At 61.5% G+C, this 23124-nt stretch carries 16 protein-coding genes; 6 read left to right on the top strand and 10 right to left on the bottom strand.

Going from position 1 to position 23124, the window contains the following annotated elements:
• Window positions 1-811 precede the first annotated feature (811 nt).
• A complete protein-coding gene (locus EJ079_RS07535) occupies window positions 812-2536 on the top strand; it encodes an adenylate/guanylate cyclase domain-containing protein (RefSeq protein ID WP_127808639.1) in 1725 nt (574 codons plus the stop codon).
• A 524-nt stretch (window positions 2537-3060) separates the two neighbouring features.
• On the opposite strand, the gene EJ079_RS07530 is transcribed toward EJ079_RS07535, so the two are convergent.
• The 6 genes from EJ079_RS07530 to EJ079_RS07505 all read right to left on the bottom strand — a co-directional run bounded on the left by EJ079_RS07530 (window position 3061) and on the right by EJ079_RS07505 (window position 14043).
• The gene (locus EJ079_RS07530) at window positions 3061-7179 is read right to left on the bottom strand and encodes a hypothetical protein (RefSeq protein WP_127808638.1); all 4119 of its coding nucleotides are present in this window, start codon (window positions 7177-7179) and stop codon (window positions 3061-3063) included.
• A gap of 1059 nt (window positions 7180-8238) precedes the next feature.
• A complete protein-coding gene (locus tag EJ079_RS07525) occupies window positions 8239-10710 on the bottom strand; it encodes a phage/plasmid primase, P4 family (protein ID WP_164873744.1) in 2472 nt (823 codons plus the stop codon).
• A complete protein-coding gene (locus EJ079_RS07520) occupies window positions 10707-11051 on the bottom strand; it encodes an AlpA family transcriptional regulator (RefSeq protein ID WP_245481826.1) in 345 nt (114 codons plus the stop codon). Before EJ079_RS07520 ends, EJ079_RS07525 begins: the two co-directional genes overlap by 4 nt.
• Window positions 11052-11268: 217 nt before the next feature.
• Window positions 11269-11664 carry a hypothetical protein gene (locus EJ079_RS07515; RefSeq protein ID WP_127808635.1) on the bottom strand — a complete coding sequence of 132 codons (396 nt, stop codon included), beginning with the start codon at window positions 11662-11664 and terminating at the stop codon, window positions 11269-11271.
• A gap of 83 nt (window positions 11665-11747) precedes the next feature.
• A complete protein-coding gene (locus tag EJ079_RS07510; RefSeq protein ID WP_127808633.1) occupies window positions 11748-12518 on the bottom strand; it encodes a hypothetical protein in 771 nt (256 codons plus the stop codon).
• A gap of 109 nt (window positions 12519-12627) precedes the next feature.
• The gene (locus EJ079_RS07505) at window positions 12628-14043 is read right to left on the bottom strand and encodes a tyrosine-type recombinase/integrase (RefSeq protein ID WP_127808631.1); all 1416 of its coding nucleotides are present in this window, start codon (window positions 14041-14043) and stop codon (window positions 12628-12630) included.
• Between the two features lie 547 nt (window positions 14044-14590).
• Here EJ079_RS07505 and EJ079_RS07500 point away from each other — a divergent pair.
• The 4 genes from EJ079_RS07500 (at window position 14591) to EJ079_RS07485 (ending at window position 18949) form a co-directional block, all read left to right on the top strand.
• Window positions 14591-16468 (top strand): adenylate/guanylate cyclase domain-containing protein, encoded by a 1878-nt coding sequence (locus EJ079_RS07500; RefSeq protein ID WP_127811291.1) that lies wholly within the window; start codon window positions 14591-14593, stop codon window positions 16466-16468.
• A 136-nt stretch (window positions 16469-16604) separates the two neighbouring features.
• Window positions 16605-17936, top strand: a complete 1332-nt coding sequence (locus EJ079_RS07495; protein WP_127811290.1) for a hypothetical protein — start codon at window positions 16605-16607, stop codon at window positions 17934-17936.
• Window positions 17937-17962: 26 nt separating this feature from the next.
• Window positions 17963-18559, top strand: a complete 597-nt coding sequence (locus EJ079_RS07490) for a hypothetical protein (protein WP_127267587.1) — start codon at window positions 17963-17965, stop codon at window positions 18557-18559.
• Window positions 18560-18601: 42 nt separating this feature from the next.
• Window positions 18602-18949, top strand: coding sequence for a hypothetical protein (locus tag EJ079_RS07485; RefSeq protein WP_127808629.1), 348 nt, complete (start codon window positions 18602-18604; stop codon window positions 18947-18949).
• Between the two features lie 47 nt (window positions 18950-18996).
• Here the strand turns inward: EJ079_RS07485 and EJ079_RS07480 are convergent, their stop codons facing one another.
• Complete coding sequence (locus tag EJ079_RS07480; protein WP_245481825.1) at window positions 18997-19788, bottom strand: SapC family protein; 792 nt, start codon at window positions 19786-19788, stop codon at window positions 18997-18999.
• A 358-nt stretch (window positions 19789-20146) separates the two neighbouring features.
• Here EJ079_RS07480 and EJ079_RS07475 point away from each other — a divergent pair, with 358 nt between their 5' ends.
• On the top strand, window positions 20147-20407 hold the full coding sequence (locus EJ079_RS07475) for a hypothetical protein (RefSeq protein ID WP_127329353.1): 261 nt from the start codon (window positions 20147-20149) through the stop codon (window positions 20405-20407).
• 297 nt (window positions 20408-20704) lie between these two features.
• On the opposite strand, the gene EJ079_RS07465 is transcribed toward EJ079_RS07475, so the two are convergent.
• Genes EJ079_RS07465 through EJ079_RS07455 form a run of 3 tightly spaced genes read right to left on the bottom strand, consistent with a single transcriptional unit; the run spans window position 20705 to window position 23118 of the window.
• Window positions 20705-21235, bottom strand: a complete 531-nt coding sequence (locus tag EJ079_RS07465) for a GNAT family N-acetyltransferase (RefSeq protein ID WP_281040159.1) — start codon at window positions 21233-21235, stop codon at window positions 20705-20707.
• Window positions 21236-21253: 18 nt separating this feature from the next.
• Window positions 21254-22564, bottom strand: coding sequence for a hypothetical protein (locus tag EJ079_RS07460; RefSeq protein ID WP_127808625.1), 1311 nt, complete (start codon window positions 22562-22564; stop codon window positions 21254-21256).
• Window positions 22565-22593: 29 nt separating this feature from the next.
• Window positions 22594-23118 (bottom strand): tail fiber protein, encoded by a 525-nt coding sequence (locus tag EJ079_RS07455; protein WP_127267582.1) that lies wholly within the window; start codon window positions 23116-23118, stop codon window positions 22594-22596.
• Between the last annotated feature and the right edge of the window lie 6 nt (window positions 23119-23124).

Raw genomic sequence — 23124 nt, 5'->3', positions numbered from 1 at the left:
CGGCAGCGTGGTCGGCTCGATCACTGGCATTGTTCTCGCGTTCGTGGTCACCTCATGCAGTGCCTCGAAAGAATATACGACGTTTCCGTCCAAGGACGGGTATACGCAACCCTTCACCGAGTTAGTTTATAGGGCCACTGCTGAAAATCCGAAGTTAAAGGTGGCGTTCGTTCCACCGGAGCTCTCTAACGCATATGTCTGCGAATACGTTCACCTGACGGGTCCAACAAATCAGGATTTGCTTTTTCAGTACGTTACGAAATTTAAAGATTGCTTCTTGCTTAGACAGAAGGATGAAAACAGCTTCTCGATCCTTAAAAATACGGACAATGATAAGATGTCGCTAACGAACGGATCGTGGATGTGCATGTGTCCTTGAACTTTCTCGTGACCCAAGCATCGGACGCTACCCGGTGATCGACTTGGCTGTTTAGGTACAGCAGATCGAAGGCGATCAACGCGAGCCGCGTCGTCTGCCACGGCATTGTCGAGAGCAGCGCGCTGGTGTGTTCCAGGCACGAGCCAAGGACGGCGAGTGACTGCGACGGATTCTGTCTACGGCGGTGGGCAGGGTATGGCTGTCGATAGGCGAAGACAGCGACGGCAGGCGATTAGACGAGCCCACCCCACGTGGGCGGTACACGCCTCCAGGGCTGCTCCCAGCGCGAGGCACCGGTCTGTGACGGTCCGGGCATTCTCCCGTTCGGATCTCGATGCAGATTTGGCGGTGCTAACCCTAGTCCTCCGGAATGGACTTCGCCTACAGGCACAAATACCATCACCACAGCCGGTTGTCGGAGGTCTGCCCAAATTGGTCGAAGAAAGCTTCACCCGCCGATTGGCCGCCATTGTCGTCGCCGACGTGGTCGGATACTCGCGGCTGATGGAGTCCGATGAAGCAGGCACGTTTGCCACGCTTAAGGAGCGTCGGACCTTGATCCTGCAGCCCACGGTGCGCGCAAGGGGTGGCCGCATCGTCAAGTTCATGGGCGACGGCGTGCTCATCGAATTCGCCAGCGCGGTAAACGCGGTGACCGCGGCGATTGAGCTGCAACGAAAGATGTCGGAAGCCAATGCGGACTTGCCAGACCAGAGCCGCATTGTGCTCCGCATAGGTATCAATCTCGGGGACGTCATCGGCGAAGGTGCCGACATCTATGGGGAAGGCATCAACATCGCTGCGAGATTGGAAGCGCTGGCAGAGCCGGGTGGCCTGTGTATTTCCGGCAAGGTTCACGACGAGGTCCGAGGCAAGGTCGATGTCATCTTCGAGGAATCGGGCGAACGACAGCTCAAGAATATCAGCACGCCGGTCCGCGTCTATCGTGCCGGACCTAGCGTCATGCCAATGGCACCCCAGACGATCTCACCCGTTTCCAACAAGCCGTCGATAGCCATCCTGCCGCTGGACAACCTTAGCGGCGATCCTGGCCAGAAATACCTGTCAGATGGCATCACCGAGGACATCATTACCGAGCTGTCCCGGTTCAAGAACCTTTCCGTAGCCGCTCGTCATGCCTCGTTTCAGCTTGGCGGCAAAGGCGTTAACCCCGTGCTGGCTGCGCGCGATCTCGGTGTGAACTTTGTTGTCGAAGGTAGCGTCCGGAAAACGGGCGAGCGGATACGCATTACCGTGCAGCTGATCGACGCCGGTACTGGCAACCACGTCTGGGCTGAACGATTTGACCGCGAAACACACGACATTTTCGCCGTGCAGGATGAGGTCGTCTCGGCGATAGTTGCGACGCTCGAAGGGCACATGATGAGCACCGCCGTAGCGCAACTGCGCAAGAAGCCAACGTTGAGCTGGACCGCCTACGACTTCTTCATGCAAGGTAGAGAAGTCGCCCGCCGGGCCAGCGACAGGGAAGCTGCACCCTTCTTCGCTCGTGCAATTTCCATCGATCCGGAATTTGCCCAGGCTCATGCCTGGCTCGCAATCGGGCACCTCGGCAGCTACTGGGCCGATGCCGATTCATCGACTCTGGAAGGGGCCCGCGTTGCCGCGCAAAGGGCCTTGGAACTGGACAGCAACGATGCAGCCGTCCAGCAGGCCAACGCGATGGTCGCGCTATGGCTGGGACAACACGAACGTGCGAGCATGCACTTCAACCGCGCCGTCGATCTCAATCCCGCTGACGCGGAGATTCGCGCCGACCGGGCGGAAGGGATGCGATTTGCCGGCCAGCCGGAGGTTGCCTTGTCTGCGATCGACGATGCGCTGCAAAGGAGCAAATTTCCACCGCATTGGTTCTGGTGGATTCGCGGCGGGATCTTGATCGACCTGGAGCGGTACGACGAAGCGATCGCCGCCCTTGGCAACATCCCACAGAAGGAATACGGCGCCTGGCTTCAGCTTGCCGCCGCTCACGCCCAACTTGGCCATGCATCCGAGGCTGCCCACGCCTTAGCGATGGGACGGAAACTCAAGCCGAACCTCTCTTTGCGAGATGTCGTCGCGATGAGCCCGTATGCGCACAGGGAAGCGGGCGATCCGCTGTTCAACGGATTGCGGAAGGCCGGCCTAGCGGCGTGAAGCGGGCCACCGCTGTTCGAACGGCTGTCTCGGCGCCCCCCATTTGCCCAGCTTACCCCTGTAAGGGTTAGGGTGCCGAGCGGCAACGCCCGTTGATCTTGGCGTCTTGCTGGCGCTGGTCCGTTGTTCGGGGAGCGTGGGGGGAGCGGCAGCGCTTTTTCGGCGGCAATGGCCCTCCCGTCAAAGGCCCTGGGAGGTCAGAGCGACTCGTCCCCAGACAGATCTTGCCTCTAACGTGCGCGCATTGGGCCGATTCGCCGATCGGCCGGTAGCGGCATGCTCGCGCCAGGCGCATGGTGACGGGCGACTAGGGTTGGGCAGTCGTCGATGCTGAACCCCAGCCTGCGAGAAAACGGCGGTCCGGCTGGTCCGGCCATTTCTTCATTCTAAGCGCAGTGAACCGAAAAAGACGTCGAAGGGCTGGAAAGCGGTAGTAGAGGAAAGGATCGTCGAGACCCGGACCGGCCGGGCCGATGACAGCATCGCCGGCCGACCCGCGACGGAAACTCGTAGGAAAACTAACACTATACCTCGCTCCGTCGCCATGCCGCCGCATGCTCCTCGGTGAAGTAGAGGCGGGCCTCGAATGGCGGGGCAGACAACGCGGTTCGCGCCAGCAGTCCCGATCGCCTCCGCAACCTCTCGCCCGCTTCGTCCACAGGGAAAGCACGCTTTAGCGGAGTTGCCTCGGCCAGCCCAGCCAGCACCAGCGCCCGCGAGAGCTGATCGCCGAACAGGCGGTGGTGATACTCGCAAAGGACGAGCAAGTTGCCGGCGCCGAGCGCGCCGCCGTTCTGGCGATGCTGCACATGGTGCGCGTGGAGGAAACGCTGCCGGTAGCCTGGAGCGAAAACGTATGTCCCAGGCGGAGCGGCCTTCAGAACCTCCATGGCACCGAGGCAGGCCTGGCAGTGATAGCCATAGTGCTCCTGTTTCAGCGCGCGTTTCTGATCCTCCTCCTCTAGCGACTGCGTCCCCTGGGACGGCGTACGGGCCAGCGCCCCCTTGCGCTTGGGCCGCGGCACTAGCGTAGCTGTGCTGATGGGGGGAAGCGGCTTGGGGTCCGGCAGGACGGGCGTGAGCTTGGCCGCAGACAGACCGTGGCCCTTCTCTACATCGCCGCCAATGTTGGCATCTGATGTCTCCTGGTCGTCCTCTTCTGTTTCCTTGTCGCCCTCTTCTGTCTCCTCCTCCGTTTCCTCAATGCCGGTAGCGAGAAACTCCAGCTGTCGCCGATCGCGAGCCGCTCGAAGCAGGCCCCAAGCGTTCATCTTACCCGGCTTGAAGAGGTATTCGGCAATTACCTCATACATCTCGTGCAGCCTGTCAGAATCGGCTGCAACTAGAACGAGCCTCGTGTCTCGGTCGATGCCGCTGCGGACTGGAACCTCGTAGTCTCGGCCGAACAGTCGGTAGACCGCCGATAGCTTCGGCCGGGAGCGCACGCCAGCGATCGCTTTAAGCATCTTCTGCCATTCTGGCCGCAGGTCGGCGATAGCAACGCCGTTTAGCGGCAGCCGAGCACGGAACTCAGCCAGACGCCTCTTCGTCTGCAGCGACGAAAGTTCCACGGTCAGATCGCTGACGAGCTCGACCGAGCCGATGCCGCCGACAGCGCGAGGGCTGCCTACCAAAGCGCGCAACGAACGCACGCCGACACCAGCTAGAAGGTCCAGGATTGGCGACCGCGAGCCAGGTGCCTTGATCAGCGTCAGTCTTAGCTTCCCACTTGCCAGCGCGGCGTCCCTGATCTCCGGGAAGTCGTCGAGACAGATGCCTTCCGACGTGCGCATTGCGGTTGAGAGTCCGACCAGCTCGAACGGCTTGGCAGCACTCGTGACTGGGATGCAACGAACATCCTGATTCGCGCCTATCCAGGCGACCGGTCCCGTCGACGGCTCCTTCCAATGCCGGTCGATCTTTGGATGGTGCCGCTGTTGCACCGCCCTTGACTGGTTAGAGAGCCAATCGAAGAAGCCGACCGACAGATCCTTCGTCGGTCGTGCTCGCGTGACACCGATCTGGGAAAGAAGCGCGTGGTGGTCGGCAACGCCGTCCGCGGTGATGCCCACCTTCCACTCGCCCCAGAAGTCTGGCTCCCCAACAAATGCGCACTCGTCCGCAGCCCGCACGATGCCGTCGACCGTCAGGATCTTCTCGGCGGCCAGCAAGAACAGGTCGCCCTGGCCCCTCTTGTATGCCTCAAGGCGCACAAATAGCTTCTGTGGATCCGGGTCATTCCTAAGCGCAGTCAGGATGGCGGCCGGTGTGGGTCGCGGCCGCGCGCCCAGCCGGAGATAGAGCGCGGTAGAGCGTTGTCGCGTTAATGATGTCGCCGGCAAGCCACAAGCCGCCGTGGCCGGTGACGGCACGTGTAGCGCCGAAACAGCGACCATCTCGCCCGCCTGCGATAGCGTCTCGTGAGCGTGGCCCAGTCTGATTGAAATGCTCGGATACCGGTCCAGAACCCAGGTCATCGACCGCTCGAGTTCGTCGAGGCGTGCTCGAGCGGCGCCCAGATCCAGCTCGCTCTTCACCGTCGCCAGCTCCGCAGAGTGCCATCCAAGCAACTCCTCGTCACTCGGTTCGCCCCGTAGACGCGGCGACTTGGCGGGAAGTTTTGACGACTCGATCAGTGCCACCGTGCTCGCGGCCGGTGCAATGATGCTGGACGCCAGTAGCTGCCGCAGCGTACGGGCCTTGGGATAGCAGTAGGCGTCGAGAACCCGGTGCTGGCCGTCAGAGCCTGGCCACACCGGCTTCTCGGCGATCCTGCGCAGCGTGATCGCTTTGAGGGTCAGGGCGTTCTCGTCGAGCCACCCGAAGAACTTCCGACGGGTCACCTGCTGAGTCGGTTCGAAGTTGAGGGTGGAGAGATACTCGTCAAGGCGAAAGTCCTTGACGGCCAAGGTGCCCTTCAACAGCACATTTGAGTACGAGACAGTGTTGTGGACCACTGGCGGCGCCTGCACGCCGGGGATCGTAGGCGGTACCCGGTCGAGCCGGCGCGCCCGCTTCCACGGCACGGTGCGCCCGTCGAATGTCGGAAGGATGCCATTCCCCATCAGATCGTCGGCCAAGTCGCCCGGAATGCCGCCCGCACCGCGCCTGGCATCCAGCGCCTGCAGCGCGGCCGCGGTCCGCTTGACGATGATGTCGGCGATGCGGTCATCCGCGCTGTTCTCAGTTATTAGCACCTGCCGAGCTGCGTCATCGATCCCGAAACGGCGGATGGCAGCCTCCCCATGGCTAAGCCCTAGGAGGTGTTCGCGCACGAAGGCCGGCGTGTCCGGATGCAGAATGTCACCGACGGCCGCCCCCAGCGCGGCCACCGTCCTCAATGTTGCCGGGCGGGTATCGTCCGCAACCGGTAGCACGATGGTAGCGCCCGTTTGCAGCACCCGGTGCCCCTTGAGCGCCGGCACCGCCTCCTTTCCGAACACTGCCGAGCACAGGCCGCCGCCGGCGACCATCTCCTTCAGGATCGCAACTTCTGCGGGATAGTCCAAGTCACGCGTCTCGAGCCCGCGCAAAAGACCCGTGGCGCGCGTGCCATATGAGTGGGCGAGCAGCTGGCCGGCAGCAGCGAAGGCGTCGCGGCCCTGCTGGAGCAGCTCGTCGTTGCGCGCGTCGGCGCTGATGTCGTGCCTAGACCGGCCCGCGATAAAGGCGGCCGACACGTCGAAGCCGTGTCCGCTCCTGGCCTCGCGGCCGGTAAAGGCGATCGGATACCGCAGCCGACCGCGATCGGGAAGCGGACGGCCAGCCTGGTCCACCTTCCAGTTAAGCTCCCCCCAGATTCGACCACCCGCGCGGAACAGCCGCGGCACCTTGCCGCCATCGCCGATCTTACACCGGTAGCGCAACGCGTGACGCCTGAGCACTGTCCGCGTAGTGCCGCCATCCTGTTGCACGCGGCACGTCCTAAGCCACAGCCCCCGCGACTTGCCGGCAAGTGCGGCGCACTCGAACGTGAAATCTACAACTCCCTGGCCGTACCGGGAGAGTCTGAGCGTATAGCGCCACGGCGCCCCAGGACGAGAGGCAGATACGAACCGCTCTGGTGCGTCATCGACGGCCCCGCGCCATAGGTCGTCGATTAGCTTCGGCTCGGGTGGGTGCAGAGTCGTGTTGTCGCCGTCCGGCACCTTGATCGCCATCGTCCGGTATGGGGCAATTATTCTGGTGCCCATGCGCGGCGCGCCGCGGTCGTCCTGCCGAGGCCAAAACGCCGGCTTGAACCGCTTCGGTCTGGCCAGATCGCCGCGCAGTGTCAGGTCGCTGCGCAAACCGGCCGACTGTATCCCGATGCGGTCGGCGAGACGGAAAAGCGATCTGAGACCGTGGTTCTTCGACCCGATTCCGTCGCGCTTAGCCTCGATATCTCCGCCCGCGCCGATCACGCTCTCGAGTCGGGCCCACGCCTTGGCATCGAGCGGCTCACCATCGCCTTCGCAGACGAGACCCTGCTCCCCGAACTCGATCCATGTGCGCGTGGCGCCCGCGTCGAGATCGTTTTGAACGAGTTCGACCACAAGATCGACCAACGAAACTTCCCGTAGGAACTGGCCGACAGCCGCGGGTCCGTCCATCTTGTCGGACGGCTCGCCTGCGCGTTCCGGCATCATCTCGAGCACATCCATCGGCGACATCCTCTCAGCTTGCCCGATCCCGTCAGATCGAAGCCACCGGTAAACCATCGGGTTGTAGTGACGCCGTGAACGTCCGCTAACGCCCAGATCATCGCCAAAAGAAAGCAGTCAGGCGGCTTAGGCGCATTCCCGCCGTTCGGTGATCTGTCGCTACATCAGCTTACAGCGGAAGAAAAGGTTTGCCTGTACGGGTGAGATGCGGCGCGAAGCGGTCATATGCGGCACCGCCTTCGGCATCATCCGTGCCCAGGACCTACATCGGTGCGGTGCCGGACACTACCCGTTGCGAAGCGCTCGCCTAGGTTGTCGCTCGGCACCTGAGCCGTCCACGAAAAAGCGGTCCGCCCGGTCCGACCATTTCTTATTCTAATCGCGGTGCGCGAAGACGTCAGAGAGCGTCTGGAAGAAGAGTAGTAAGAGAAGAATTGCTTCTATGTCGGACCGGCCGGACCGAGCCTCTGGCTTAGCCGCTGGGCTTCCGCCGCCTCGACTACAATGGGCGGGTCGGCATGAACGCGTGGCAACGCGTGCAGGTCTGTGGCTGCCATCCCTCGGGTCGCCTTCCGCTCGCCCCGCTGTCTGCACGGGCCGGCGAGCCGACCGTCGGACGGCGTGTGCAACTCGGCTTCTGTGGCCGTGGCGCCGCCGGACCGCTACCCGGCGCGCAAGGCGACGGTGTGTGTTGCCGTGACGATCAGGGTGAACGCGTCCCAAGGCCGCCCTGACCGAGCAAGCCGGATCGCTTCCAGCTCGGTGATTGCGATGGCCCTGTCTGGGGCCTGCCTCCACGCTGTCCGCCGACAGTGTCACCTTTGTTGGTCGAGCACCCGCCAGCGCGCTCGGCTGGCGCTATACGGCGGGCGTTGGCACCCTCGCGCGCCGTTCGGGAGGGCTCCCCCGGGTCAAAAAACCAACGCCGGCCCCGTGCCGCGGGTCCCCTCTTCTGCAATCGCGACCCGCTAGAGGGCAGTCCGCCGGCGCCGGCGAACTTGACGTCCTACGATCCATGCGGCTTGGATTTCGACGTGCACGGTTCGGTACCGGCCGATCCTAGAACGGCGCATCGGGCTCGAAAGCGCCCTGCAGGCGGATTCCGAGATAGACGTTGACCCTGCCCCCACCACGTCGCTCTTTGCTGGGCCTGATCTTGCGGCCGGGGTAGGCCGCCATGAGGTCCTTCCCGAAGGTATCGATAGTGCCGGGGTGCAGGCCGCGCGCCTCGCAATAGGAGTGCCATGCCTGGTATAGCTCGTGCTTGGCCGTCGACGCGCTGGGATCGAGCTCGCATAGCTCCTCGACGAAGGCGGTGACAGGCGAACCGAGGTCTATAAGGGAGCCGAGCACCTCCTTGGACTCGGGCGGCAGCTCGAAGCGACCACGCGCCTTCAGCCGGCGCCAGCCCTCGATGGCCCAGTTCAGAATGCCTGGTAGTTCGGCGAGCAGCTGTGGCAGCAGGTCAGGGTCCTCTCGCCCGAGATAGCTTTTGGTAAAGACCAGCGGCAGGTAGCGGTTGGCGAGCGCGGTGGAGGCGTCGGCCAGGTGAGGCAGCTCGTTGCTTAGAATCAGGAACCGGGTGGGCAGGCGGCCGCTCCAAGCGAGCTTGTACTTCCGGTTGACGCTCACCATGTCGCCGCCGCTGACCCGCAGTAGGTTCTCGGCGATGGCTGCCTGGTCCGTCTTGCTGCCGATGCGCATGTCGCCGAGGATGGCAAGCTGTTTGCCGATCAGCGGCTCCAACCCGAACGGATGCGACAGGCTGGACGCGTTCGGGCCGCAGGTGTTCTCCTGGCCAACCAGATGTCCGATGACCTGGGCGATGGTGCTCTTGCCGCTGCGCGGCGGGCCCATGAACAGGAGAATCTTGTGTAGCGAGGTGTCCGGGACTAGCAGGTAGCCCATCATCTCCAGCAGCAGGTCGATGGAGCCGGGGCTGTTGGGCCAGTACTCCTCCAGAAGAGCCAGCCACCGCGCCGGCGCCGGCGCATCAGGGTCATACGCGAACCCGAGCGCGTTACGAGTGTAAAAGTCCGGCGTCGGCGGCAGCAGCGTTCCCGACGGCAGGTGCACGAGGCCATTTGCGCAGGCGAGTATCTCGCCTGCTGGCGGCCCGTCGCCGCGCAGCCAGCATGGCGGGCGGTAGCGGTCTTTCTCTCGGTGCGCGTTGGCCTGCAGGGCGTCTATGACGTCGGCTACCCGAGCTTTCGTCGCCGGAAACGACCTCGGTTCGCCTTTGGCGCTGATCTCGACGGCTGCCACCATAAGGCGGTACAGCTCGGCTTTGATCGTCTCCTCCTCAACCGCTTGATAGGCACAACCGTTGAAGTCCAGCCACTCGCCGTTGGTGTGCATCAGATGTGGCCGGCGAAGACGAATGAAATGACCGGCACTGCTCATGGGATGTTCGCGACTTAGCACCAGCGGCCCGGAGTCGACGTCTTCGCGTGCGCTCCGTGCCTGCCTTAGCGCGTATTCGTGCGGGTTGCTCTGATCGCGAACGTGAGCGCCGATGCCGTAGTCGCTATTCGTCAGGACGTTGGCGATGTCTTCATCGGAACAACCGGCGCGAACCAGGGAGCAGGCAGCGAAGAATACCGCTTCGGAGCGCGAGGTCCAGCGTCCTGGGTTTCGCTCGTCGGAACCAGCCCTGATTATCGCGGAGAGGTCGGTCGGCAGGCGCGCGAGGAGTTCGCCGACATCGGCGCCTGATGCCGGTTTCGCTGGCGCCGTCGTGGCTGGCTCTCCGGTGTTGCTGTCCACCGTGCGCTCTGTGGCCTGCCTCGCGCCCTGGTGACCTGGCGACGCCTTTTCGCGCTCTGCGGCCGGAAAATACGAAAGAGGAAATGTCGTGGGTTCATGCCAGAGCATCTTGGCCGGCGCGACCCCGCGTCCCTTTTCGATCTTCCTCTTGTCCGGCCAGTTTGTCGTGCCAGGCAGACGCAGCACGCGGCTTACGTCCTTGGCCGACACATCGCCACCAAGCCGAACTGCGAGCCCATGGTTGCGGCGTGCGAACTCGTCTGCCATCTCCACGGAGCCATCCAGCGGCACCGGCACGTCGAGACGAAAAAGCGCCTGGAACCCGCCGCCACTGTCGACGATGCAGGTCGGCTCGGCGTCCATCAGCAATGGGACGATGCGATCGCGCTCAGCTCCGACGTGACGCGCCTTCTCCTCCTCCGACGCGCCGACAGGTGGCGGACTTGGATCGACATCTACGTGAAGGTATCGCACCTCGGTGATGTCGGTCTTGTTCGCCTTCAATAGAGCGCCACGCTCGCTGCGCCTGACCTTGGGGTATGGGTTCACATGGTAGTACTGGTTGTGCCGCGCGTGGCCCTCGATCCAAGCCTTCACTCTGTCCTCGTCGCCTGGGTAGAAGGCTTCGCTGCACCAAGGACCTCGACCGTCGGCCGCGTTGGCCCAAAGGACCCATGGTCCGGTCGGATGCACCAGCCGTAGGAATTGGATCGCCTGGTCCGTGTCGACGAACTCGCTTGCGGAAATCCTCACGGGAGCGTTCACCGGCCGCTCCTCTCTCCGGTGGCGCCAACCACGGGTGCGGCGGCGGCCGTCCCTACCTTTCCAAGCGCAATAGTGCGAGCCCGCTCCGCGCGTTCGGCTCGGCCCACACCAAGGTCGCGAGCCGCCAAGCGATCGGTGATCCATTGCTCGATTTCCCGTTCCAGGAAGGCCACCTTGTGGCTGCCGAGCTGCACGGGACGCGGGAAACTGCCGTTTGCAATCTTCCTGTAGATATGGGTTTTGGAAAACGAGACGCGGTCGAGGACCTCGTCCATGCTGATGAAGCGATCTGTCACCGCTAATTCCTTTCCGTAACGGGGGACGGAGAGGTTGTCGCTCAACCGGCTGGGTTCCGATGCTCTCATCAATCGGGGCTCTCCGGCACCCGATTGAGCGCTGTCGGTAGCGTGCAGCCCGGTGTTGCGCTTGATCGGGGTGGTCGCTGCTGGCTTTTTGATGCTTTCGTTGATGCGCGCAAGTCGGCGTCGGCACGACGCTGTCCCGACCGGCGGACTGCTGCCGACCCGTTCACCAGGTCAGCAGCAGTCCGTTTCAGCCTCAATCGCGCATGATGCGAGCGTGATGCTCCTCAATCAGCCGGAAGCGCAGCCGGGCCAAGTTCAGGTACCGGTCGAAATGGCCGTTCAGGACTATTCGGGCACTTATCGAAGACGAGGTCGCGTCAAGGAAGGCGGCCCGCTCCTTAGGCTTCATGCTGATGATGTCTCGCAGGCTGTCATTTGCGTATTGCCGTACCTTCGCGCGCTCATAGCCCGAAATTTGGTTATTCCAGATAACATCGAACGAGAACGAAGGTTTGGCCAAGAGGTCACGGAGTAGCATGGAGCTGACTCTCTTCTGGGGGCCGAGTACATGGTTATACCCATACTCAAGTAGCGGCATGATAATTGGATCGATATCTGGCGCGGCGCAAGAGTTGTTTTCGTCTGTCATTTATTGCTCCTTAAGCACATTGAACGAGCAGGAGCATGCCACCATGGCCGGATGCTGTCCGGCGGCATTATTTGGTGGTCTCCTTATCCCCCATAGGCGCCCAATTTGGAAAGCTCAGTGCGGAGCATTGCGAGATTGCGCTCACCGGGCCGGGTCAGCGCCGTGTAGACGTCAATGATCCAGCGGGTGAAGGCATTCTCGCCGGCCACGCTTGCTTCCCTTGTGAAGCTCGGTAGGGTCCCGGGCTGCCGGGTCCCACGCTTCATGTACGTTGCCCAAAAACGTTGACCCATCCGCCCGAAATCTTGTACCCACGCCGGATTCGGCCGATTTCCGCCGAAGCTCTCGGCCCCTTCCGGCAAAGCCTTTTTCAGGCTCGCGGCAACGCCCATAACATCCAGCAAGTCATAGAGTGCAGCATAGCGATCAGCGAACCAACCGTTGGGGTCCGCCTCGCCTACAGCAGCGACAAACGTCACGTTGTCCATGGCTCTATCGAACTGATCTATCAGCTTTTTTAACGCCAATGCTATCGGCTCGACATGTGCTTGCCTCGTCTCCTTCCAAGGTGGCGCATCTTTGGGGACGCTCCACCCGGCTCCACTCAAATCGACAACAGATTTCTTGTCCATCACCATCAATAGTAAAAATAACAATCGCTTGTGCTGTGCCTTTGCGGATATGCCATGAGCTGCCACTATCTCATCATTAATCTGGATCAGCTTATCGTCTAGCAGCCCTATTGACTTTGTTCTCGATTCAAACATCGCCTCAGAAGCCGCGCGATAATCGCGCTGGGCATCTTCTTGCGCATCCCGATTTGGGTCGTGATCGAACCTCACCCTCTTCGCCACGTTCGTGCCCTTTTCAATTCATGGCAGACAGTAGCTGAATGTCGGGTTTTCGCCCAGCGACGTTGAGCGGCGAATTCACAGGTTGGTCAGCTCGGCAGACAGAATGCAGCTATTGCTTCCCCTCGACCTCGGCACTCGACTTGGAAGGTTCAAGGCGGTCGCCAGGCACTTGGGCAGCGGTTAAAGCTTCAGGCCGCAGCCGCCCGCCAGGCCTGAGGGGCCGGCCAACGATGCCCATTAAGTGCTCTGCATAAGCGTGCAACGCCCGCCGCTTCTCCTCCAGATAATCATGTTTGTTGTAGGTCTTCTGCAGACCGGGCTTGGCGTGGCCGAGCACGGCATCGCGTACCTCTTGGTTGAAACCCAGATGTGCCAGTCGCGTCTCACACGTGACCCGAAAATCATGAATGCGGTAATGCTGGAGGACCGCATCAGGCTTGCCCAGTTCCTTCCGCAGATACTCCTGGGCCAAGTCGTCCAGCGCTCGCTTACCCTGGGAGAAGCCCGCAACTGGAACGCGACCATGCCGCGACGAGAAAACGAAGTAATCGTTGGCGCCGGTCCAAACTGGCAGCCGCTCCAACAAAGCCCAGAGCGGTGCCGATATCGGCACGATGTGTTCGCGACGGCTCTTGAAGCGCTCCTTGCCAAGGTCCAGCCACCGATTGTCTGTGTCGATCTCAGAACGCTTGCAGAAGGCCCACTCCGCCCGGCGCTGGCCTGTAAGCATGAGTGTCTGATAGAGCGAGCCAAACGGATAACGCAAGTCGTCCGCGGCCATCCAGATCGAGCGGATTTCGATGTCGCTAAGCGCGCGTCCGGCCTCCGTGTTTCGCGCCAGATCGTTTCGCTTCATGCCGCTAAGTGGGTTGTTAGCAATAAGCTCGCGATCGGCCGCCCAATTGAAGATGCGCGACATCTGCTTGCGGACCTCGCGCGCGGTTCCAATCCGACCGCTTGCAACAATGTTGTCGATGATTTCGTGCACGTCAGATCGCCGGATATCTGCAATCGGTGTGTCGCCCAAATGCGGCACGACGTGCAAACGCAACACCCGCTCGACATTCGGCCAGCTCGATATCGTCCTCGCGGCGTCCTGCTTAATGTGTCGCTCCAACACCGCCGAGAAAGTATTCGCCCGACGCTCTCGAACGCTGGACGCCAGCTCGGCTCGCGGGTCGGCGCCGGCACCCGACTTCGCCAGGATCGCCCGGGCCCGCTCTCGCACCTCGCCCAGGCTGACCACCGGCCATCGACCAAGCGTAATCCGGTGTTGCTTACCTGCCAGGGGGCGACCGGTGTCGGTGACACCGCCCTCGCCGAGAACCCTGTAGATCACGGAGAAAGATTTCGCCCCTTGTTCAGAGACACGCAGGATCAAGCCGGGGCATAGATCGTCACCGATCTCCAGTCGCCCTGTTTTGGGCGGCGTCATGCGTTCAAGTACCTGGTTCGTCAGTCGCTTCTTGCTCGTCGTAGCCATTTGCTCCCCCGCGCGTTCGGGTTTAATGAGTGAATCGTCCACCGGGTTTCCGAGGGGAGCCGCAAGACGCGGTTTTCGACGGAACTCCGTGGGACAGAGTGTTCCGCTCCCCGGGGCGCTGGACAATCCTTTTCTGGCTGAATAGGTTACGACCTGTGACGAAAAATGTCGTCGAATCAATGGGTTGCCAAGGTTGGGGTCGAGCGTTCGAATCGCTTCACCCGCTCCAAATCTTCTTTAGATTTGAAAAGCATAAAGGGCCCGGGTAACCGGGCCTTTTTGCTATGGCGCCGGGGAGCGGGGGGACGACGTTTCCAGCCGAAGCCGGGAACGTAGGGCTGCCCATCCGACCTGGGTGTTGAGCCTCAACAGGTTGTCCGCGCGTAGAGCGAGGCGGCTCCGGAATTTGCGTCTAGGGCGATCGATATGCCATGGATAATCGGCCAACGGCTTTCGCTTCCATTTCGCGACCATGACGGCCGAGACCGCGAATCGGGCGCGAGCGACCTCCAGCGGCGTTGGCGCCGAGCAGGTAAATCAGCTAGAACTAACTCAGGCGGAACAATTGTCTGCGATTTCAGGAGACGACATGTCCGAGGAGCATGTTGAGCGTCGGCTGGCGGCGATCCTGGCCGCGGATGTGGTCGGCTATAGCCGCCTTATGGAGGTCGACGAAGAGCACACGCTCAATCTCCTTCGGCAGCATCGACGGGAGTTCTTCGATCCGACCGTCACCAAGCACGGTGGGCGCATCTTCAAAGTGATGGGTGACGGCTTTCTTGTCGAGTTCGGCAGCGTAATTAATGCGGCGCGCTGCGCGGTCGAGATCCAGCGCGGCATGCCCGAGCGGAATGCCGGCATTCCCGAGGACCGGCATTTCAAGTTTCGCATGGGCATCAACCTTGGCGACATCATCGTCGACGGCGATGATTTCCAGGGCGACGGTGTCAATCTTGCGGTGCGGCTGCAGGGCCTCGCGATGCCCGGCGGCATTGCCTGCTCGGAAGCGGTGCGCCATGCGGTCGGCAACAAGCTGGGCGTCGACTTCGCCGATCAGGGCACCAGGACCGTCAAGAACATTGCCCAGCAGGTGCATGTCTACTTCGCCAACTGGGACCAGGGCGTGTCTCATGTCGAGACGCATTTTGCGGCCAGAACCGTCCAGACGCTGGTGCGGTCCGACAAGCCGTCGGTGGCGATCCTGCCATTCGCCAATCTTAGCGCTGATCCCGACCAGCAGTATTTCAGCGATGGCATCACTGAAGACATCATAACCGACCTCTCGAACGTCTCCGGCCTGTTCGTGCTCAGCCGCAATACAGTCTTCGCGTTCAAGGGCAGGACCGACAAGATGGAACGCATCGCCAGGGAGCTTGGCGTCGGCTACATTGTCGAGGGCAGCGTCCGCAAGGCGGGAAACCGGGTCAGGATCAATGCCGAGTTGATCGAGGGCGCCACGGACGGACACGTTTGGGCTGCCCGCTACGACCGCGACCTCACCGACATCTTCGCCGTGCAGGACGAAATCGCCAAAGCGGTCGTGGCGCAGCTCAGGGTCAAGCTCCTGCCTGAGGAGAGGAAAGCTATCGAGCAGGCGCCGACGGACAATGTGGAAGCCTATACGCATTACCTTCGAGGGCGCGATTACAGCCACATTGCGACCAGAGCCAACCACCTGATGGCCAGACAAAGCTATATCAGGGCCATTGAGCTCGATCCGGGATATGCCCGTGCCTATGCAGGTCTGGCGGTCTGCGACGTACGCCTTCAGTCGAACTACGGCTCACCGATCCATGTGGACGACATTCTCGCGACCGCGGACAAGGCCCTAGCCCTGGACGCGAATTTGGCCGAAGCGCATTCAGCCAGGGGCTTTGCCCTCTCCCTCGCCGATCGCCGTTCCGAGGCCGCGGCGGCGTTCGAACAGGCTCTTACGCTCGACGCCAATTGCCACGAGGCCAATCGTTACTATGCCGAGTTTTGCGTAACCGGCGGCAAGTTCGAGTTCGCCGCCACGTACTTCATGCGCGCGATGGAAATCAAACCGTCCGACTACGGCGCACCGGTCATGCTGGTGAACGTCTTTCGGACTCTCGGCCAACAGAACGACGCGGAGCTTTATGCACGAATCGCATTGGAGAGAGCTGAAGAGGAACTCCGTTTGCATCCCGAGAACGCCAATTGTGCCTGCCTGGGGGCTATCGTGCTGGCCTTCCTTGGTGAACGCGATAGGGCGGCCAAGTGGCTTGACCGGTCTCTGGCGATCGACCCTAACGATATCAACGTCCAATACAACGCAGCTTGTACCTATGCGTTGCTGGGGGAGTTCGAACGTTCGATCGACCTTTTGGAAGCGTGGCTGCCGCAGGCTGGCGCCGAGATGAGACTCTGGTTCAAGAACGATTCCGATTTCGCCTCTGTTCGTAGTCATCCTCGCTACCAGAAGTTGCTCCAGCTGCTGCAGTAGCGATACGCATTGTTCTTGAGTCAAATTGTCGCCGATAATCAATAATCGGCCTTCAGGAAGATTTACCCGACAAACCAACGCCCTCGCCATCCCGCGGATATTATGTTATGCTACTAATATAACCGAGAGGTGGGGAATGGGTACCCGGTTCAGGTTGTTCGTTCAGCCTCCGTTCGAAGACCCTACGTCAAGTCCCGAGATCATTACGGTTTCGTCCCCGCGAGGCAGTGTCGGACCTGGCCCATCCGACGATCGTATGTATGTCGTCGAGCCGGCCGACAAGACGCGGCCCTATGGCGTCAACCACGGTCCGTTGGGCACGCCCTTCATCTCCCTGCCGCCCTGGACGCGAGCGATCCTCGATCCGGCCATTCCCGACGAGGAAGGCAACTTCGATCACTATCAGCCCTCGACGCCCGGCTTCGAAGCAGCGCACGCGTTCGGATGCGTGCGCTTCACGCTCGACGTTTGGGAGCGTTACATCGGCCAACCGCTCGTCTGGCATTTCCACGATCACCACGACCGTCTGGAAATCTCGATCCTGCCGGATTGGGACAACGCTCAATACGGCTATGGCTTCCTCGAGCTCGGCAGCCAATTCACGAAAGACGGACGCGCGCTCCCCTTCAGCCTCGACTTCGATATTATCGCGCATGAGGTTGGCCATGCGTTCGTCTACAGCGTCCTCGGCATACCCAAGCCGGGAGCTGAGTTCCCCGAATATCTGGGCTTTCAGGAGGCCTTTTCCGACTGCGTTTCGTTGATCGCGGCCATGCATTTTCCATCCGTGATCGAAAACGTTCTGACGGTGACGCGTGGGAACCTCTACATCGCCAATCAACTCTCTCGCTTTTCGGAATTTTCACCGCACCGCCAGATACGCGAGGCCAACAACAAGCTGACGATGGCCGATTTCGCGGACGGCTGGACCGACGAGCATGCCTTGTCGCAACCTCTAACGGGTGCCGTCTTCGACATTCTGGTCGATGTCTTTCACGAGAGCTTGGTGGATCGAGGACTGATTTCGCCGGAGGCCGAAGATCTTGCCGACCTCGCCGAGATCTACCCAACCGCCGAGGCGCCGCTCCAGAAGGTCTTTGACCGCGATTTCACGCGCAATCCAGACGGTTTCGTCGAAGCGCTGCTCGACGCGCGCGATATCGTGGGTACCTATCTCGCCGAGACGCTGTGGGCTCTCGCCCCGGATTTCCTGGACTATCGTGACGTGGCGAGAACGATGCTCGCGGTCGACGACCGCGTGACCGGAGGAGAACTATCCAGCATCATCTTCCGGGATTTCGACCGAAGAGGGATTTTTCGCTACCGTGCCGGGCCTCGCCTGACGAGGCCAGACCGAAAGAGCCATGTTCATGAGGGTCGGATCGCTCGTCCACGGGATCAGGTGCGTCTCCCGGATATGAGCTATTTCGAGAAATATTGGATGTCCAGAAGTGGCGCCGAGCTTTGATCGACATGCAGAGGATGGGGTGATCCATGATAACTGAAACCATTTTAAATACCTCGGCCATACACTTGTTCGGTAGAGTTCTTGAAGATTTGAAGCTGAAGAAGAGGATTGATGGGGGACGGCCTCCAAGGCCTGGCAATAATAGATTCTTGCAGAACCAGATCGACGCCTCGGGCAGCCTGCTGGCAAGGATCTATGCGTTCACCTTCGAGGCGCAGTTCTACGAGCTGGCCAGACCGACCATACTTCTTGTTCATGGGCCTGGCACCGCGGTTGATTATCCAGCTCCGGCGGACACTGATCTGAAGGTCATGAGCCGCGGTCCAAGCGACCCTGCCTATACCGGACTGTCATCGCAGATAGGCTCATTTGCCCGCGGAATGCAGGTCTGGGTGTACGACAAGAGTGACCTGACAATGCGGCTGGAGCTCGACACGGGAACGCTCGAAGATGTTCTGTTGGGTGCAGAGCTGGACCCGCATTCGTTTGGCCGGTCGGGTGGAGCAATGGGAAGATCTGGTGGTGCGATGGGGCGATCGGGCGGCGCCATGGGCAGGTCTGGCGGTGCGATGGGGCGGTCCGGCGGCGCCATGAACCGCAACGGGCGCGGCGATCTCGACTAGCGTTCCCGATTGTCATTTGAGAATGCCAAAGGGAGATGGATCATGGCAAGAGTAGATATAGTTCGCGTCGATACACCTGAAGGGAATGCTGTAAGAGCCGGAGAGCCGATTACTGTGAGCGTGACGGTCTCCCCGGATCGGGGTTGGTTTAACGACACAGAGCACCTGGTAATCGACTTTATTTATGCTGACACTTCAGAAATAGCCTCATGTTTATTGATCAACGACAACGACACTAACATCGAAGACACAACAACAATTAACTTTAAGCTTAAAGCGGAATCCGGCGCTCTGACCGGAGAATACTATGTTCGGATCACAAACAATTACTTCGAGGAGACCATCGTAAGCGGCCCTGAAGACGGAACTATCACTGTGTCCTCAAGTTAATCACTTGCGCTGTTGTCACGATCAATCTACTGCGTGCCAGGGTGAAATCAGCTCGCTGGCCGCCCCGCCTTCCGCAGCGACGCCTGATGCACCAGCGAGGTCCAACTGTTGGTCGAGGCGAGATGGCAATAGAGCAGGCCGAGCGCGCCTGATTTTCGCAGGTCGAGAAACGCCTCGTCGCTCAATTTGTTGAAGGCCGGCTCGTCGATCACCTGGAAATCGGTGAGGTTGAGCACCTCGCCGCCTTCCAGTGTCACCTTGCTCTGGCGTGGCGAAAACAGGCCATGCGCATCGATCTTTTCGACCATCTCGCGAGTCGCTCGGAAGTCGATCTGGAACTGGTTGCAGAAGGCGAGCGCCTGTTTGGTCGCTTCGGTCGGCTCGTTGCCGGTGAAGAACGGCAGGATCTTGTCATCGCGGGACGGCGCCAGCAACTGGTCGACGATGCGGTCGCTGGTCCGTTCGACGCACAGCGTCAGCCGGCCGGCCGATGTCGGGTCTTCGGCCAGGATGAAGGGATAGCGGCGGACATAGGCGGGGATGTAGTGCGGCGCGGTCCATTTGCCTTCGGCATCGACGAACAGGTTCTCGTTCTGGCGCACGCCGGTGATGATCACCGGCGCCTTGGCCGGGCCGATAAAGACGATCGGGTAGGAGCGCATCGCCGCCGGCATTTCCGACGCCACCACCGGAATGGCGTGCGCCGAGCGGGCGAAGCCGAAATCGCTGCGTGAAGTCAGGCCCAGCGAGCCGTGCCGCGCCGGGTTGAGCGCCTCGGGCCTCGAATAGAACAGCGGCATCGCGTCGCCCGTCACTTCCGTCTTTGCATCAGCCATCATCCGTCTCCCGCACGCCCATCAGGCTGCCAATGGTCCCGACGCCGGGATCTATGCTTGTTTGCGCTGATCTTGGGTCGAAAGGAATCCCGCGCAGGAACAAAGTACTACAGCGTCTCTCGCGCGCATAAAAGGACAGGCGGTGCTGTATTTTGGGATTGCGGCGGTCGATTGTCTTCGGGAACACGACCCCAGCCTGCCCGCCTCTGGACAGCTTGCGGCGAAGCGGCGACAGTGCCTCCACTGGAGCAATTCCAGGAAAAGTGTGGAGCGGTTTTCCCCTGGCAATTGCGAACAAACAAAAGCCGGATCAGCGATCCGAACGCTGAACCGCTCCAGCGGACAGATTGAGGCAAACGGGATGGCGGATTTCGAGCAGGGACAAACCTTCACCATAGAAGCCGGGGGCCAGCAGATCCCGCTCGAACTGAGCGCGGTCAAGCCCATCGCCGCCAGCCCGCGCCCGGGTGGCGGTTTCTCGCTGCTGTTCAAAGGCCCGCGCGACATCGCACTGCCGCAGGCGACCTATCTTTTCACCGGGGAAAGCGGCAGCCACGAGATCTTCATCGTGCCGGTCGCCGCCGATGCGACGGGGCGGCTGTACGAGGCGGTGTTCAATTAGGACCCAGTTTTGGGCTGCATGCAGGCCTATCGCATCGTGACAGGGCCTAATGCGACAATCCTTGCCGCCGGCGCCGCCCCTCACTGTCCTGCCGGACATCTCTCCCCGTAAACGGGGCGAGAGTGGCTGGCTGCGACGCCGGCGCCTTTCTTGCAACGCTGGAGATTGGCGAAATCCGCGATGGAAGCGTCCCTCTCCCCGTCACTGTACGGGGAGAGGATGCCGGCAGGCAGGTGAGGGGCAGCGCAAACGATGACCATAGACAATGATCGCATGCCAACAAATCGGTTTTGACGATCATAGATCGTCGCCCCCCGGCGGCGCACAGGCCATCAGGTCATAAACGCCCTTGTCCTCGACGACCGCGAAGCCGAGCGCGACATAAAGCCGTCTCGCCGGATTGTGCTTCTCGACATGGATCGACGCTGATTTGCCGGCTAACCATGCCTCGTCGATGAGGTCGCAGAGCAGCGCGGTGCCGTAACCCTTGCGGCGATGATGCGGCAGGAAGGCGATGTCGATGATGCGGTGCTGGGTTGGCCAGCGCTCGATATAGAGTCGGCCGATGTCTTCGCTATCGCGTTCCACCACCAGCCAATCGGCCTCGGGATAGTGTTTTCGGTAATGCGCGTGCTGGGCCTGGAACTGCATGCCGAGGAATTCGGCCTTCTGCGCCTCGCTCCACGACGTCACCGCGAGTTCTTCGAAGCGGGTCGAGGCATAGAGCCGCGACAGGAACGGCAAGTCCGCCTCCACTGCCGCACGAAAGCGGAGCCCGGCCGGGTCAGACCGGGGCCAGACCGGACGGGCCTGCTTGCCTTCCGCCACGCTGCCGGAAATCAACCGTCAGACCGGCGGCGTCAGGTCGCGCACGACGACGATCTGCTTGAGATTGTTGTCGGTCAGCGACGTCCAGTTATACTCCCATTCGGAACTGTCGACGCCCATCTGGTTGATCGTCCACAGCCCGTTGGTGCCGTCCGGCATGAGCGCCAGGCTGAACAAAGCGAGCCGGCCGTCGGCATTGTAGTTGAGCGTCAGGCGCGTCGAGCGAAGGGATGCGCCGAAATCGCGCCATCCCGACCAGTTCTGGGTATAGGCATCCCATTGCGCGTTGAATTGGAGGAAGTGCTGCTGGTCGGCCGCGACCAGCACGATATCGCCGTCGCCCTGGATGCCGGCGGCAAGCGCCTGGTTGGGCGCCCTGGAGTAGCCGGGTGTCGCCCACTGCGTCCACCTATCCGATCCGGCGGGCATCTGGCGCGTGTGCAGCACCTGGCCGTTCTGGGTCAGGGCGAACAAATTGGTGGCGCCCAATGGACCGATGACCGGCGCCATCTCGATGAAACCACCTGTCTGGGTCGTGTCGATCTGCACCCAACCCGTCCAGTCGGCGGCCTTCAGGGCCTGCGCCTTCGCCTGTTGGCAGCGATAGAGATGCAGGTTCGAATTGAGGCCGAACAGCGCGATGCGGCCGTCACCCTGGCGTATCGCCGAAACCGTCACCAGGCCGCCGGGGATCTGGATCCAGTCGCTCCACGGTTTGGCCGGCGGCGTCAGCACGTCGACGGTGACGACGATCGGTGTCGTCGTGCCGGGCGGCGTGATGGTTTTCTGCACCTGCACGATCTGGTCCGGATTCTGGTAGATCCACCAGATGCGGCCCTGATTGTCGGTGACGAAGACCTCGATGCGGCCATCGGCATCGCGCGCCATCGAAAGCTTCTGATAGGAGGTGGCGCCGGGCGGCGTGCCGATGCTCATCGGCGCGGTCCATTTCTCGACCGGGCCGATCTGGTTGGCGTCTTCGGTGATGAAGGACAGATTGGTGGTTCCCGATGGCTGCGCGACCACGGCGACACGGCCGTCCTTGGTGAGGCCCGCCGTCATGATCACCCAGGCGCCGGGCGCGATGAACGACCAGGCCGAGGGCCATGGCCCGTTCGGCGAAAGCTGCGCCTTCTGGATCAACTGCCCCTTGGCGGAATCGATCCCCACCACCATCAGCCGCGACAGTTCGAAAAACGACGTGCCGGCCGGCTTGTGCTGGAAAATGGGTGGAGGGCTGGACGGCGCCGGGCGGGCCCTGGAAGCCGCTTTCGGCGCCGGCGTCTTCGCTGCGGGGACCTTCGACTTCGGTTCTGCGTTCTTGGCCATCGTACGGTCCTGCCCTTTCGGTTCGGAATTCAGCTTCTTGGCGGGAAGACGCCCTGCAGCGCGATGCAGAAATAGCAGGTGAGATAGGGCTGCATGTTGTTGTGCGGCTGGTCGCCGCCGGCAGGGGGGAGCGCTTGAGGGCTCATCTGCGTCAGGTTGGCCGCAGGGGTATAGATTGTTGCGTTGGTGGATTTGGCCAGGCTTCGCGTCGAGGACGGCGCATTGAGTTCGCCTAGGTCGATGTCATGGTCGCGCATTGCGTGGGTGTGGTTAGGAATCTCCGATTCGAGCAGGCTTACCGTTTCCGTACCGTCGGTCTCGCCGAGATCGTGCAGCGAAAGCCCTGGTCCTTGCCCCGGGTGCATCGGCAAGCGGCCCTGAAGGTCGGGCAAGGCAAAATTGCTTTTGCCATTGCCGCCATAGGTCGTGCCCAGCAACGAGAACAATGCCGTGTTCTGCGACAGCGGCAGCAACTGCCCGTCGCACCACGCCCAACCCCTGGGCGCGAAATAAAAGGGGAAGATTCGGATTTCGGCGACGAACGGGTCAGCCATGATGTC

It is taken from the genome of Mesorhizobium sp. M7A.F.Ce.TU.012.03.2.1 (assembly GCF_004006095.1).
Taxonomy (GTDB): Bacteria; Pseudomonadota; Alphaproteobacteria; order Rhizobiales; family Rhizobiaceae; genus Mesorhizobium.
This window is presented reverse-complemented; position numbering and strand designations above follow the sequence as displayed.